The organism is Natronorubrum tibetense GA33 (assembly GCF_000383975.1).
Classification (GTDB): Archaea; Halobacteriota; Halobacteria; order Halobacteriales; family Natrialbaceae; genus Natronorubrum; species Natronorubrum tibetense.
Map to the genome: position 1 here is coordinate 1407105 of NZ_KB913017.1, position 13305 is coordinate 1420409.

At 64.7% G+C, this 13305-nt stretch carries 13 protein-coding genes; 6 read left to right on the plus strand and 7 right to left on the minus strand.

The genetic code is table 11. The features are described 5' to 3' along the window. Positions 1–885: RNA-guided endonuclease InsQ/TnpB family protein (locus NATTI_RS0107325; RefSeq protein ID WP_019991716.1), on the minus strand; the 885-nt coding region annotated here is incomplete at its 3' end. Positions 886–1131: 246 nt separating this feature from the next. Here NATTI_RS0107325 and NATTI_RS0107330 point away from each other — a divergent pair. Continuing rightward, positions 1132–2130, plus strand: a complete 999-nt coding sequence (locus NATTI_RS0107330; protein WP_006092906.1) for an ornithine cyclodeaminase family protein — start codon at positions 1132–1134, stop codon at positions 2128–2130. A gap of 17 nt (positions 2131–2147) precedes the next feature. Here NATTI_RS0107330 and NATTI_RS0107335 read toward each other — a convergent pair whose 3' ends face one another. The 6 genes from NATTI_RS0107335 to NATTI_RS0107360 form a co-directional block, all read right to left on the minus strand. After that, positions 2148–2972, minus strand: a complete 825-nt coding sequence (locus NATTI_RS0107335) for a YqjF family protein (RefSeq protein ID WP_006092905.1) — start codon at positions 2970–2972, stop codon at positions 2148–2150. A 226-nt stretch (positions 2973–3198) separates the two neighbouring features. After that, positions 3199–5859 carry a leucine--tRNA ligase gene (leuS, locus tag NATTI_RS0107340; RefSeq protein WP_006092904.1) on the minus strand — a complete coding sequence of 887 codons (2661 nt, stop codon included), beginning with the start codon at positions 5857–5859 and terminating at the stop codon, positions 3199–3201. A gap of 94 nt (positions 5860–5953) precedes the next feature. Beyond that, on the minus strand, positions 5954–6373 hold the full coding sequence (locus NATTI_RS0107345) for an Hsp20/alpha crystallin family protein (RefSeq protein WP_006092903.1): 420 nt from the start codon (positions 6371–6373) through the stop codon (positions 5954–5956). An 82-nt stretch (positions 6374–6455) separates the two neighbouring features. Further along, positions 6456–6914: a peroxiredoxin gene (locus tag NATTI_RS0107350; RefSeq protein WP_019991717.1), complete on the minus strand. Its 459-nt coding sequence runs from the start codon at positions 6912–6914 to the stop codon at positions 6456–6458. 141 nt (positions 6915–7055) lie between these two features. Next, positions 7056–7868 (minus strand): prephenate dehydratase, encoded by an 813-nt coding sequence (gene pheA, locus NATTI_RS0107355; RefSeq protein ID WP_006092901.1) that lies wholly within the window; start codon positions 7866–7868, stop codon positions 7056–7058. Between the two features lie 69 nt (positions 7869–7937). Beyond that, positions 7938–8303: a group I truncated hemoglobin gene (locus tag NATTI_RS0107360; protein WP_027119089.1), complete on the minus strand. Its 366-nt coding sequence runs from the start codon at positions 8301–8303 to the stop codon at positions 7938–7940. 205 nt (positions 8304–8508) lie between these two features. On the opposite strand from NATTI_RS0107360, the gene hemC reads away from it, so the two are divergent. The 5 genes from hemC to NATTI_RS0107385 all read left to right on the plus strand — a co-directional run bounded on the left by hemC (position 8509) and on the right by NATTI_RS0107385 (position 13285). Further along, positions 8509–9654 (plus strand): hydroxymethylbilane synthase, encoded by a 1146-nt coding sequence (gene hemC, locus NATTI_RS0107365; RefSeq protein ID WP_006092899.1) that lies wholly within the window; start codon positions 8509–8511, stop codon positions 9652–9654. Continuing rightward, positions 9655–10482 carry a uroporphyrinogen-III C-methyltransferase gene (cobA, locus tag NATTI_RS0107370; RefSeq protein ID WP_006092898.1) on the plus strand — a complete coding sequence of 276 codons (828 nt, stop codon included), beginning with the start codon at positions 9655–9657 and terminating at the stop codon, positions 10480–10482. A 12-nt stretch (positions 10483–10494) separates the two neighbouring features. Next, positions 10495–11247, plus strand: coding sequence for a uroporphyrinogen-III synthase (locus NATTI_RS0107375; RefSeq protein ID WP_006092897.1), 753 nt, complete (start codon positions 10495–10497; stop codon positions 11245–11247). Positions 11248–11363: 116 nt separating this feature from the next. Continuing rightward, a complete protein-coding gene (locus tag NATTI_RS0107380; protein ID WP_006092896.1) occupies positions 11364–11723 on the plus strand; it encodes a hypothetical protein in 360 nt (119 codons plus the stop codon). A gap of 44 nt (positions 11724–11767) precedes the next feature. Beyond that, positions 11768–13285 carry a DHH family phosphoesterase gene (locus NATTI_RS0107385; RefSeq protein WP_006092895.1) on the plus strand — a complete coding sequence of 506 codons (1518 nt, stop codon included), beginning with the start codon at positions 11768–11770 and terminating at the stop codon, positions 13283–13285. Positions 13286–13305 lie beyond the last annotated feature (20 nt).

A 13305-nucleotide genomic window follows, 5' to 3' on the forward strand; every position in this document is an offset into this window, starting at 1 on the left:
GTCTTCGCGGATACCAGAGAGGTCGCCAACCGCGATGATTCCAACACCCTCGTCAACACACCGCTGGACGATGTGTTTTGAGAGTGTGTGGAAGTAGTGAGTACGGCGAGCTGATTTCTTCTGGTTCAACCGCGTGGCCTGTTCGGAGTTCGAATCGTCACACCGGGCAATCCGCTTGCTGAAGTAGTAGTCGTCCTGCTTCAGGCAGCTCAGCGGGTACAGTTCGCTGTGGCCGTCTTCGTAGGCGAGTGCGGCAAAGTTGTTGATGCCGAGGTCAATACCCACCGTCTTCTCACCAGGTGATTCGGCCACTTCGATCTCGACTTTGCACACGAAGTGTAGTTCCCACTCATCACCTGTCCAGACTGCCCGTACTTGTTGGACGCTCTCTACGGTGGAGAGGTCAACGTCGGGACGAGTCTGGTATTCGCAGAGGATGAAGTCCGACCAGTGCTCTTTGAGATTCGAGCCTTTTGAGAGCCGAACACGGTCGTACTGGGTATCGAGCTTGAAGCCAGCGGCTTTGAACGTGATTGTGCTTCGTGGATGTTCGTCACCGTATTTGCGGTAGCCGGGCGGATTCGCCCGCGTGTCTCCGTTGCGCCGTTTGCCGTACCAGCCGTTGAACGCCTCAGCGAGTTCTTGAAGGACTCGCTGACTTGACTGAGAATGTAGGTCATCGTAGCGTTCGTACGACTTGAGGTACGAGGTGAGTTCGTCGTGTTCTGGGATATAGTCGATTTCATCCCAGACACGACTAATTGTCCACCGTCCGACGTTCCAGAGTTTGCTGGCGGCGAACCCGAGCGAATCGAGGTCGTCGGACACCCGTGACTGGTTTCTGATGGAAGCAGTGTAGGTGCGGGTGACGACCTCTTTCGCCATACGTAACCTATGTAAACAAATCTACTTGAAAGTATGGATTACGCAGCGTGGCATATCCTGCCGTGCCATCGAGTAGTGGTTGGTGTAGGGTAGTGTCGGATTCATCCCCGCCCTAAAGGACCGGGCTTTCTCCTTGATTCTCCGTAACAGGTCCGGCGGAGACTCGCCGCACGTCGGCACTGAAACCACGACTGTGCCGGCCTGACAATTCGAACCTACTAAGACGGTGCCGCAATATTCGCCACTATGAACACGCTTCTCCTAGACAGCGACGACGTCGACGACTACGCGCGACTCGACGGTGTAATCGATGCAGTCGAGCAAGCATTCGCCGCTTTCGAGCGCGGAGACACGCAGATGCCCGCGAAATCCTACATCGATCTCCCGCAGTACAACGGCGATTTCCGGTCGATGCCGGCCTATCTGTCGACCGACGAGTGGGACGCCGCCGGACTGAAGTGGGTCAACGTCCACCCGGACAACCCCGAGGACCACGACCTGCCCACCGTCCTGGGAACGATGATTTACTCCGACCCCGAGACCGCCTTCCCGAAGGCGATCATGGATGGTACGACGCTCACGATGAAACGTACCGGCGCAGCGGCGGCCGTCGCGACCGACTACCTCGCCGTCGACGACGCCTCGAGCCTCGGTATCGTCGGCGCTGGCGTCCAGTCCTATACGCAGCTCGACGCGATCAGCGAGATTCGATCGATCGAGGAAGTCGTCGTCTCGGACCCCGACGACGCGCGCGTCGACGCGTTCGTCGACGCCTACGACGACCGGTTCGACGTTCGCAGCGGATCCATCTCCGAAGCTGGCCACTGCGACATCCTCTCGACGGTGACCCCCGTCGAGGACCCCATCGTCGGCCCGGACGATGTCGGCGACCACACGCACATCAACGCGATCGGTGCCGACGCCGAAGGGAAACACGAACTGGCCGACGACCTCCTGCAGGCGGCCACGATCGTCATCGACGATCACGAGCAGTGTACTCACTCCGGCGAAATCAACGTTCCATACCACGAGGGTGTGCTGACCGACGACGACATCCACGCCGAGATCGGCGAGGTCGTCGTCGGCTCGAAACCGGGCCGGACGGACGAGACCGGCGTCACCGTCTTCGATTCGACCGGACTGGCCATCCAGGACGTCGCTGCGGCCCACGTCGTCTACGAGAACGCGCGAGCCGCGGGCGAGGGCCAGCCGTTCGATCTCGTCGGCGTCGGCGACTCGGACTGAAATCGCGCCGCGTCGAACTACCGCTGATCGCGGAGTCGTCGGGGAACCGACCCCGTCATCCGAAGCTCGTCGCAGTAGTAGACGACGGGGTCGCCCGTCGGTACCGGCAGGTCGTTCGCTTCGAACATCGTATTCTCGTCGATCGTGACGGTTGCGGGCTGTAACGGCCACGGGTCGTGTGCGATTTCGCCCGTCAAGACGCCACGATTCTCCTCGGCAGCGTAGAACCGCCGCCGTTCGACGAGCCAGTGCGCCAGCGTCCCCGACTCCGGCATAAAGACATCACCGTCGGGCTGATACGTCGCGGAGAACCGCGCCGTAGACTGGTCGTCGTCGAACCGCGGTCGAGCACCGACGGCAGTCTGGCTTCGCGTGCTCGAGAACGCGACGGCCTCGTCGTTGGCACCGACTCGCATGTGGGCGTGGTAGACCGGCAGCCGGGTCGTTCGCCCGACGGCCGCGGCGACCAACGGGCTTCCGACGTCGATACTGAAGAAGAACAGGCCGGGATCGCCGCGGTGGCGAACGTACGTCCGGACGTTGAGTTCGGCGACCGCCGTCCGGGCGATGGGGGGCGATCCACGGATACCCGCGTTCGTCAGCACGAACGGGAGGATGCTGAGCCAGGCGTCGCCGTCGTACGTCTCGAGCGCCAACTGATCGGGGACGCGCGGACGAAGCGCGTCGGGATCGACGGGCCAGTTAAGGAACGCGCCGTCCCGCCACGTCATCGACGCGACGTGTGGCGCGGTCGGCGACGAGCCGTCCGCGAACGTCCATCGGAACGGGTCGGTTCGTTTCCGTCGTCGTGTCCGCGTCCGTTGCTGTCTGTGTTGTGTCATCCTCGAGAATCAGCGTGCGGGCTGTACGACACGGTACGTTGGGAAACGGTATAAAGTAGACAGCCGTCTGTCAGAAGTGGTGGTGGTTCGAGACCTGAAGACGCGTTTGTCCGTTATAGTAACAACTGGAACTGTTCACACACCGATCGTATAGCTGCCATGCGATCGGGTGTGCACTGAGTTCCAGTGGTCACTATAGTCGGCCGATCCGTCGCTCGAACCGAAGTTAGTCGTCGATCTCGATCGCCGGCCGTCCGGGTTCGGCGTTTTTGATCGCGCTGTCGTCGGCTTTCTCGGCGTGGACGACCGACACCGGCGCGTCGAACTCGCGTTCGATCAGCCAGGCTGCAGACTCGAGGGCCGCGTGCTCGTCGTCGGGACCGAGCGTCATCGAGAGCGCCTCGCGTTCGGCCTGCAGGTCCTGCCCGTAGCTGGCGGCGTCGTCACCCTGCTCGCGGATGTGTGATTCCTGCATGAGTTCGCCGATCAGGTTGTCGGCGTCGCTCTCGATGGCGATCTCGAGGGCGTCGTACATCCAGTCCGGAGCGACGACGACGTCGATCGCCTCGGGATCCTCGATACCGGCTACCTCGACGATGTCGCGGATGTCCTCGCGGGTGTTCTGGACCAGTCGTCGGCGTTTGGCAACGTAGTCGCGGTCGACCTGTGCGGTCGGCCACTCGGCGTCGACGACGAACCCGTCGTAACCCAGTTCGTCCCACAGCTCTTCAGCGAGGTGGGGAGCGACCGGCGCGAGCAGGCGAACGACGGCCGACAGTCCGCGTTCGTAGGTTTCGGCGTGGGGATCGGTGTAATCGGCGTACTGCCGGAGCGTCCGCGTCAGATCCTGCGTCTCGCGCAGCGCCCGGTTGAACCTTAGCTCGTCGTACTCGCCGCTGGCGATGGCGATCGTCGCGTCGATCTCCGCGTCGACGTAGCTGGCGATGGCATCGTCCTCGCCCTTGGGATCGTCCGAAACGTAGCCTTCCACCATCTCCTGCAGTCGACTCAGGAACGCGTACGTCGATCGAACGCCCTCCTCGCTCCAGTCGAAGTCCCGTTCGGGCTGGGCGGCCTGCATCATGAACAGCCGGGCCGTGTCAGCGCCGTACTCCTCGACGATCCGCTGGGGCGAGACCGTGTTCCCCTTCGACTTGGACATCTTCTCGCCCTCCAACTGGACCATCCCCTGGGCCAGCAGGTTCGTGAAGGGTTCGCGGTGCTCGAGCCCCTCGTGGTCCGCCAGCACCTTCGTAAAGAATCGGGAGTAAAGCAGGTGCATCACGGCGTGTTCGATGCCGCCGACGTACTGATCGACGGGCATCCAGTCGTTGGCTCGCTCGAGGTCGAACGGCGCGTCCTCGAGGCCCGGCGAGACGTAGCGCAGGAAGTACCACGAGGAGTCGACGAACGTGTCCATCGTGTCCGTCTCGCGGGTGGCCTCGCCGCCGCAGGCGGGACAGGTCGTCTGCTTCCACTCCTCGGCGGCGTCCAGCGGATTGCCGGTGGTGTTGATGAATTCGGGCAGTTCGACGGGGAGTTCGTCCTCGGGCACGGGCACGGCGCCGCAGTCGTCGTGACAGTGGACGATCGGGATCGGCGTCCCCCAGTAACGCTGGCGGGAGATCCCCCAGTCGCGAAGCTGGTACTGCGTGGACTCCTCGGCACTGTCGATATCGACGGTCAGCCGTTCGCGGGCTTCGGCGCTCTCGAGACCGGAGTACTCGCCCGAGTTCACGAGGACGCCGTCGTCGGTGAACGCTTCCTCGCTGACGTCCGGCGCGTCGGGGACCGTCTCGCCGTCCCAGTCGTCCGGCTTCGGCGCGATGACCGGCTTGATTTCCTCGTCCATCTTCGTCGCGAAGGCGTGGTCGCGCTCGTCGTGGCCCGGAACGGCCATCAGCGCGCCCGTCCCGACGTCAGAAAGGACGAAGTCGGCGACGTAGACCGGGATCTCCTCGCCCGTGACGGGGTTCGTCGCGGTCAGATCCGTTGCGACGCCGTTCGGTTCGTCGCCCTCGGGGTCCGCTTCGTGCTCGACGAACTGGTGAACGTCGTCGTCCACCTCGGCCAACTCCTCGCTGATCGGGTGGTCCGGCGCGAGCGCGAAGAACGTCGCGCCGTGGATGGTGTCGACGCGGGTAGTGAAGGCCTCGACGGAGCCGTGACCCGCCACCTGAAACTCCAGTTCCGTCCCGAACTGTCGGCCGATCCAGTTGCGCTGCATCTGGCGGACCGAGTTCGGCCAGCCCTCGAGGTCGTCGATGGCCTCGAGCAACTCGTCCGCGTACTCGGTGATCCGCAGGAACCACTGCTCGAGTTCCCGCTGTTCGACGGGCGTATCACAGCGCCAGCAGAGTTCGGCCTCGCCCTCGACCTGCTCGTCGGCCAGCACGGTCTCGCAGTGGGGACACCAGTTGACCTCGGCGTCGCGACGCTCGACGAGTCCTTCCTCGTGGAACCGCGAGAAGAGCCACTGGTTCCACTGGTAGTACTCCGGCGTGCAGGTGGCGATCTCGCGATCCCAGTCGTAGCCAAAGCCCATCGACTCCATCTGGTCGGTCATCGTGTCGATGCAGTCGAACGTCCAGTCTCGCGGATTGGTGTCGCGTTCCTTGGCCGCGTTTTCGGCGGGGAGACCGAAGGCGTCCCAACCCATGGGGTGGAGGACCTCGTCGCCGCACATTCGTCGGAATCGGGCATAGGCGTCCGTAATCGTGTAGTTCCGAACGTGGCCCATGTGGAGTTTGCCCGACGGGTAGGGGTACATGCCAAGGACGTACGTCGGATCCTCGACGTCGTCGGGCGTCCGATAGGCGTCTTCGTCGTCCCACGCCTCCTGCCAGCGCCGTTCGACCGCCGCATGGTCGTATCCCGCGTCGCTCATTCTTATATACGTGTCCGAGCGTCGCCGCCCTATAGCTTTCCATACCAGCCGTCGGTAACGCAGGAAAATCGCCGATCGCCGTCTCCGACCAGTGTTACTCGATGTCGATCTCCTTCGACGTCTCGCCACCGGTGATCTTCGGCAGGCGAACGGTCAACACGCCGTTCTCGTAGCCGGCCGAGACCTCCTCTTCCTCGACCGGCTCGGGAAGACGAATGCGGCGGTTGGCCGACGTTCGCGTCCGCTCGCGCCGGAGGTAGCGTCCGTCCGCCGAGGCCTCCTCATCCTCGCGACTGGCCTCGAGGCGCAGCGTCCCCTCCGAGAGCGTCAGTTCGATATCGTCAGTCTCGTAGCCGGGTAGATCGGCCGTGACGAGGTACTCTTCACCCGTGTCGACGACGTCGGCCGGGACCGATCCCGGCACCTGGAGACCGCCGCTGGTCATCCCCGATTCGACCTGCTTGCTGACGCGGTCGAGCATCTCCTCGATATCTTCGAAGGGGTTCTTTCGCATACTCGCTGCTACGGGTTCGAGCAGGATAAATTCTGCCCGCGGTGGAAGGTCACAACCGGCTACTCCGGCAGCGACTCCAACCCTACTCCGGCAGCGACACAAGCCCGTCGTCGAGCGCGTCTAACAGTACGTCGCGCGCGTGGCCGTCCGGATCGACACCGTCGTAGACCGCCTTCACCTCGCCGTCGGCGAGGAAGAAGGTCGTCCGCGTAGTGACGCCGCTGTCCCGCAGTTCGACGTCGAAGGCATCGGCAATCTCGGCGTCCGGATCGGCGAGCAGGTCGAACTCGAGTCCCTCCTGCTGACAGAAGGAGTCGTGCGAGTCGACGTCGTCCCGCGAGACGCCGTAGACCGTTACGCCGGCATCCTGGTAGGTCTCGTGCTCGCGCTGGAACTGATTGGCTTCAATCGTACAGCCGGGAGTGTCGTCTTTCGGGTAGAAGTAGACGACAGCGGGGTCGTCGAACTCGAGGCTGACCTCCTCGCCGTCCTGGTTCGGTGCAGTCACGGTGGGGGCGTCGGCCCCTTCGTCGAGTGTCATATGCGTACTCCCGCGGGGGATGCGGAAAACCGTTTTCGGTCCGACGAAGCAGACCGGTCGAATCGCAGCGACGCCGCTCAACGAACGAGATCAAAGCGAATCGTTCCGAGACCGCCCCACTCCGGTTTCGAACCGCCGGCCCTATCCGACCACGTGCTCGGTGTCGTACGATCCCAGCCGCCGGACCCACCCCTTCTCGGCTAACTCCTCGAGTTCCTCGATCGCCTCCTTCGTCCGGGCCTCGTAGAGGCCGGCCTCGATGTCGATGTGGAAGACGTAGTCGCCCAGTCGCTGGCCGCTGGGACGGGATTCGACCCGCGTGAGGTTGATATCGCGGTTCGCGAAGGGCTGGAGCAGTTCGAGCAACAGCCCCGGATAGTTCGCGTTCGGGTAGACCACGAGCGAACTCTTGCCGCCGCCCTTCGAGCGGTCCTCGGCGGGCGCGAGCGCGAAAAAGCGCGTCGCATTCGAGTCCTGGTCCTGAATGTCCTCGGCGAGCACCTCGATGCCGTCGCCGCCGTTGTCCGGGTGGGCGATGCCCGCGGTCAACGGGTCGTCGCGGGCGAACTCGACGCTCTGGGCCGTGCTCGCGACGGCCTCGAGCGTGGCGTCGGGGTACTCGCGCTCGAGGTAGGACCGACACTGGGCGAGCGCCTGCGAGTGGCTGGCGACGGTGTCGAACTCCGGCCCCTGTGCGAGGAGCGCGTGTTTGATGGGGGTAACGATCTCGCGGACGACGGCGACGTCGTACTCCGCGAGCGCGTCGAGGCTCTCCGTGACGGAGCCCTCGATGCTGTTTTCGATCGGAATGACGCCGCGGTCGTACTCGCCGCCGGCGACGGCGTCGACGATCGCCGTCACCGACTGGCGGAAGTCGATCTCGTCGCCGTTCGCGACCGCCGTTGCCGCCCGGTGTGAGTAGGTTCCTTCGGGACCCAGCGTAACTGCAGCCATTGCGTGGTGATACCCGCGACGGGATGAAAAGGTCTCGGGTCCGATAGCAGTCGACCGTCGGTTCGTGACTTAGGCCGTCGCCGTGACGATATCGTCTTCGTACTGACCGACGGCCTCGAGGACCGCCTGCCGGTCGTCCGCCGGGACCTCGAACTCCTCGAGGCTGGCCTCGAGATGGGCGACGATGGCATCGAAGTCGGGTTTCGTGATCCCGAGGTCGTCGTGTGCGGCCTCCATGTCTTCGCCGGAGTAGTCGACGGGCCCGCCAGCGACCGCGCTGATGAACTGGGCCTGGTGGGCGCGCTGTTTCTGCATGTCGACGTCGTCGAAGTAGTGGGCGACCTGTTCGTCCGCAATCACGCGTTCGTAGAACCGGTCGACGACTGCCGCGATGGCGTCCTCGCCGCCGAGTCGGTCGTACAGAGTTTCGCTCATCCGGCCGATTCTACGAATGGCGAGTGTATAAGTGTCCGTCCGAACGTGTTCCCGCCGGAATTTCGGGAAGAGATCGACCATCGATACCGATCAGGTTCCGCCACAAATCGCCCACAGCGAAGCCCCGCAGACACATATAATCGAGTCGACCGGTCAGCGACCGACAAGCGTGCGCTTTTCATACCCGAGGCGACGACTCATCTCTATGAGAACGCGCGGGACGCTTCGATTGGCGACACGGGGGTCCACACTCGCTCGGCGGCAGGCCTCGCTGGTACAGGAGGCCTTAGAGGATCGACGGTACGAGGTCGAACTCGTCACCGTCGACACGACGGGCGACCAGATCAGAGACGAACTCATCCATCGACTGGGGAAGACCGGCGCGTTCGTCCGCGAACTCGACGAGCGCGTCCTCGAGGGCGACCTCGACGGCGCGATCCACTCGATGAAGGACATGCCCACCGAACAGCCCGAGGAACTGGTGACCGCCGCGGTGCCGGAACGGGGGAAACCGGGAGATATCCTCGTCACGCCCGACGGCTCGAGGCTCGAGGAACTCCCCGACGGCGCGACCGTGGGGACCTCGAGTCTCCGCCGTCGCGCGCAACTGCTCTCGGAGCGGCCCGACCTCACGGTCGAACCGTTGCGCGGAAACGTGGATACGCGCCTCGAGAAACTGCTCGCGCCCGCACTGCAGGCGGAACACGAGGAACGGACGGAAGCTGATAAAGAACGCAAAGGGAACACCGGGAACGACGACTTCGAACCCGAGTTCGACCAGACCGTCGACGACTGGTTCGACGGCCTCTCCGAACTCGAACGACAGACCCTCGGCCGCGAGGTCGAGACCGAGTTCGACGCCATCGTGCTAGCCCAGGCGGGCCTCGAACGCAGCGGCTTCGCTCACTACGTCGACTACCGGAAACTGCCGACGAACGCGTTCGTCCCCGCGCCGGGCCAGGGCGCGCTCGCGGTGACCGCGGTCGACGGCGAGACCGCCCGCGAGATTCAGTCGGTGATCGACCACCCGCGCAGCCGCGTCGAAACGACTGTCGAACGGACGATCCTCGCGGAACTCGGCGGCGGCTGTATCGCGCCGATCGGGATCTACGCGGTCGTCCAGGGCGAGTACGTCCACGCGAACGTCAGCGTCTTCGACCGCGACGGCGAGGAGTCGGTCGTCGCCGGCCGGGACCTGCCGATCGAGAGCCACGTCGAGGCTGCTCGTGACTTCGCGCAGGATCTGGCCGACCGCGGCGCCGCAGAGTTGATCGAGCAAGCGCGTGAGAAAGCCGACGAAGATGAGGACGAGGACGGCGTCTCCGAGGCAGAGAAGCCGGAGGGAAAGTAGATGACGGACGCGGACACGTCGACTGAGTCCTCCGGGTTCGATCCCGTCGACGTCGACCCCGGCACCGTCTACCTCGTCGGCAGCGGACCCGGCGACCCCGAACTCCTGACCGTGAGAGCCCACCGGCTGCTCGAGTCGGCCGACGTCGTCCTCCACGACAAGCTTCCGGGCCCGAAGATCATCGAGATGCTGCCCGAAGACCGCCGCGAGGACGTCGGCAAACGCGCCGGCGGCGAACGCACGCCACAGTCCGAGATCAACGAGCGACTGGTCGAACTCGCCCGCGAGGGGAAGAGCGTCGTTCGGCTCAAGGGCGGCGACTCGTTCGTCTTCGGCCGCGGCGGCGAGGAGGCGGAGTACCTCGCGGCCCACGACGTCCCCTTCGAGGTCGTGCCCGGAGTTACGTCAGCTATCGCGGCGCCCGCGGTCGCTGGCGTCCCAGTCACCCACCGCGATCACGCCTCTTCCGTCTCGTTCGTCACGGGTCACGAAGACCCGACGAAAGAGGAGTCCGCCGTCGACTGGGGTGCTCTCGCAGCGACTGGCGGCACCATCGTCGTCCTGATGGGCGTCGGTCGGCTTCCCGACTACACGAACGCCTTACTCGAGTCCGGAATGGCCCCCGAGACGCCCGTTGCCCTCGTCGAACGCGGCACCTGGCCGGGACAGCAGGTCGCGACGGGAACGCTCGAGACGATCGTCGACGCCCGCGACGAGGCCGAGATCTCGCCACCCGCCGTGACGGTGATCGGCGATGTCGCCGGCAGTCGCGAGTCGGTGGTCGACTTTCTGCAAAACGACTACGGCGCGGCCAGCGAGGACGACTGAGAGGGACCCACGATGAGCGAAACACCAGAGACACCCACCGTTGCCGTCTTTCGCCCCGACGACGAGCGAATCGAAGATGCTGTCAGCCTGCTCGAGGAGTTCGGGACCGATCCCCTGCCGGACCCGATGCTCGCCGTCGAGCCAACCGACGCGACGCCCCGAACCGACGCCGACTACGTCGTCTTCACCAGCAAGACGGGTGCGGAACTCGTCTCCGAGGCGGGCTGGGAGGAGAGCGGCGAAACCGTCTGTGCGATCGGTCCCGCAACCGCCGACGCGCTCCGCGAGGAGGGGTACGCAGTCGATATCGTCCCCGAAGAGTTCACCTCGAGCGGACTTGTCGCTACGCTAGCAAACGAGATCGACGGTGCGCGCGTCGAAGTCGCCCGCAGCGACCACGGGAGCCCGGTGTTGCTCGAGGGCTTCGAAGACGCGGGTGCGTACGTCCACGAGACGGTCCTCTATCGACTGGTGCGACCTAAGGGGAGCGGCGAGTCCGCCACCCTCGCCGCCGCAGGCGACCTCGATGCCGTCTGCTTCACCTCGTCGCTGACCGTCGAACACTTCCTCGAGGCCGCGGCCGAGCGAGGGGTCCGTGCGGACGCACTCGAGGGACTCGCCGAGGCCACCGTCGGCGTCATCGGTGCGCCGACGGCCGAAACCGCCGCAGCGCACGGACTCGATGTCGACGTGGTCCCCGACGAGGCCACGTTCGAAGCACTCGCGCGGGAGACGCTCGAAGCCGTTCGACGCGCTCGCGAGTAGCCAGGGCGGTCGCGCGATCGAACCGAGCAGACGGGCGTAGAGCGGGTGTGATTGCCTCACAACCAGCGCTGGCAAGGTCAATATCTTCCCCCGTGAACCCCTTCTATCTACTGTCTATGGCAGTTGAAACGCTCCGAAAAGGTAGCCTGGATCCGCCGAACTCCGTCGGGCTCCGAGCCGCGTTTCTCGTCCTCTGGGCGATCGACGCCATCGCAGCGACGCTGTTCTTTCTGGTCCCGTACGCAACCGAACTCAACCCCATCACCGTTTTGTTCTATCAGCTGTTCGGACTGCCCGGTGTCCCGGTCGCGGCCCTCTGCTACGCCGCCGCCGTCGTGATGATCGGCCACGTCCTCTCGGACCCGATGGACGTCCGCTTCGTCGGGGTCGTCGTCGTGCTGTACACCCTGTTCGCGGTCAACAACATTCTCCTGCTCCTGTTCCGCGAACCCGTGGTCGAGATGCTCTTCCTCTGAGCCAGACCGCAAGTTTATGATCGAAGCCGAACCAACGACCCTCCATGGCAGGGCCAGTACCCGAACTCGAGGATCGTGCGACTCGGTGTGCAACGCGGCTGTCCGACGCCGACCGCGTGCTGCTGGCCTCCCACATCGACGCCGACGGGCTGACCAGCGCCGCGATCGCCGCTAGCGCGCTCGAGCGGGCAGAGATCCCGTTCGAGACAGTCTTCGAGAAACAGCTCGACGAGACCGCTATCGCCGATATCGCGGCGACGGACTACGAGACTGTACTCTTTACCGACTTCGGGAGCGGTCAGCTCGATATCATCGGCGAACACGAGGAAAACGGCGACTTCACACCCGTCATCGCGGACCACCACCAGCCCGCCGACCGGGAGACCGAGTACCACCTCAACCCGCTGCTGTTCGGGATCAACGGCGCCTCAGAACTCTCGGGTGCGGGCGCGAGCTACGTGCTCGCCCGCGCGCTCGCTGAGGTTTGGAATGGGGAACGGCGTTCGACTGAAGAAACGTCGGCCGAAAGTGAATGGATGGACCCACGGTCCGACGGCGGGATCGTCACCGCGAGCGGTACTAACGATGCCCGCGCCGACAACCGCGATCTGGCCGCACTGGCCGTCGTCGGCGCCGTCGGCGACATGCAGGCCTCGAGCGGCGAACTCCACGGCGCGAACGCGAAGATCGTCGAGGAGGGCGTCGAGGCCGGCGTCGTCGAGACCGGGACGGACCTCGCACTCTACGGGAAACAGACCCGACCCCTCCCCAAGCTGTTCGAGTACGCCACCGACGTCCACATTCCCGGCATCTCCAACAACGAAGGTGGTGCGCTCCGATTCCTCGACGGACTCGATCTCGACCTAAAACGGGATGGCGAGTGGCGCCGGTGGTCCGGCCTCTCGAACGACGAGAAACAGACCGTCGCCAGCGCGCTCGTCCAACGGGCCGTCTCGAAGGGCGTTCCCGCGAGTAAGATCGACCAACTCGTCAGCACCGCGTACGTCCTGCCCGCAGAACCCGTCGGCACCGAACTCCGAGACGCCAGCGAGTTCTCGACACTGCTCAACGCGACCGCACGCTACGAACGCGCCGACGTCGGTCTCGGCGTCTGTCTCGGGGACCGGGGCGACGCACTCGAACGCGCGCGAAAACTCCTCCGAGATCACCGACGGAACCTCTCGAACGGAATCGACCTCGTCACGCGCGAAGGCGTCACGCACGAGGACCACCTCCAGTGGTTCGACGCGGGCGACGAGATCCGCGAAACTATCGTCGGCATCGTCGCCGGGATGGCGATGGGGAACGAGGGGATCAGCCGATCGAAGCCGATCCTCGCGTTCGCGGAGAAAAACGAGGACGAACTGAAGGTCTCCTCCCGCGGGACCCACAATCTGGTCCGAGAGGGACTCGACCTTTCGGTCGTCATGGGCGAGGCCTCTCGAGCCGTCGGCGGCGACGGGGGCGGTCACGACGTCGCCGCCGGTGCGACGGTACCGAAAGGCGAAGAATCGGCGTTTATCGAACGGGCCGACGAGATCGTCGGCGAACAACTCTCCTGAACGTCGGTGTATCTAGCGAC

What these genes read in the sequence shown, in the direction of transcription:
- NATTI_RS0107330 (WP_006092906.1), top strand. Translation starts at nt 1,132, where the DNA reads ATGAACACGCTTCTCCTAGACAGCGACGACGTCGACGACTACGCGCGA.
- NATTI_RS0107335 (WP_006092905.1), bottom strand. Translation starts at nt 2,972, where the DNA reads ATGACACAACACAGACAGCAACGGACGCGGACACGACGACGGAAACGA.
- leuS (WP_006092904.1), bottom strand. Translation starts at nt 5,859, where the DNA reads ATGAGCGACGCGGGATACGACCATGCGGCGGTCGAACGGCGCTGGCAG.
- NATTI_RS0107345 (WP_006092903.1), bottom strand. Translation starts at nt 6,373, where the DNA reads ATGCGAAAGAACCCCTTCGAAGATATCGAGGAGATGCTCGACCGCGTC.
- NATTI_RS0107350 (WP_019991717.1), bottom strand. Translation starts at nt 6,914, where the DNA reads ATGACACTCGACGAAGGGGCCGACGCCCCCACCGTGACTGCACCGAAC.
- pheA (WP_006092901.1), bottom strand. Translation starts at nt 7,868, where the DNA reads ATGGCTGCAGTTACGCTGGGTCCCGAAGGAACCTACTCACACCGGGCG.
- NATTI_RS0107360 (WP_027119089.1), bottom strand. Translation starts at nt 8,303, where the DNA reads ATGAGCGAAACTCTGTACGACCGACTCGGCGGCGAGGACGCCATCGCG.
- hemC (WP_006092899.1), top strand. Translation starts at nt 8,509, where the DNA reads ATGAGAACGCGCGGGACGCTTCGATTGGCGACACGGGGGTCCACACTC.
- cobA (WP_006092898.1), top strand. Translation starts at nt 9,655, where the DNA reads ATGACGGACGCGGACACGTCGACTGAGTCCTCCGGGTTCGATCCCGTC.
- NATTI_RS0107375 (WP_006092897.1), top strand. Translation starts at nt 10,495, where the DNA reads ATGAGCGAAACACCAGAGACACCCACCGTTGCCGTCTTTCGCCCCGAC.
- NATTI_RS0107380 (WP_006092896.1), top strand. Translation starts at nt 11,364, where the DNA reads ATGGCAGTTGAAACGCTCCGAAAAGGTAGCCTGGATCCGCCGAACTCC.
- NATTI_RS0107385 (WP_006092895.1), top strand. Translation starts at nt 11,768, where the DNA reads ATGGCAGGGCCAGTACCCGAACTCGAGGATCGTGCGACTCGGTGTGCA.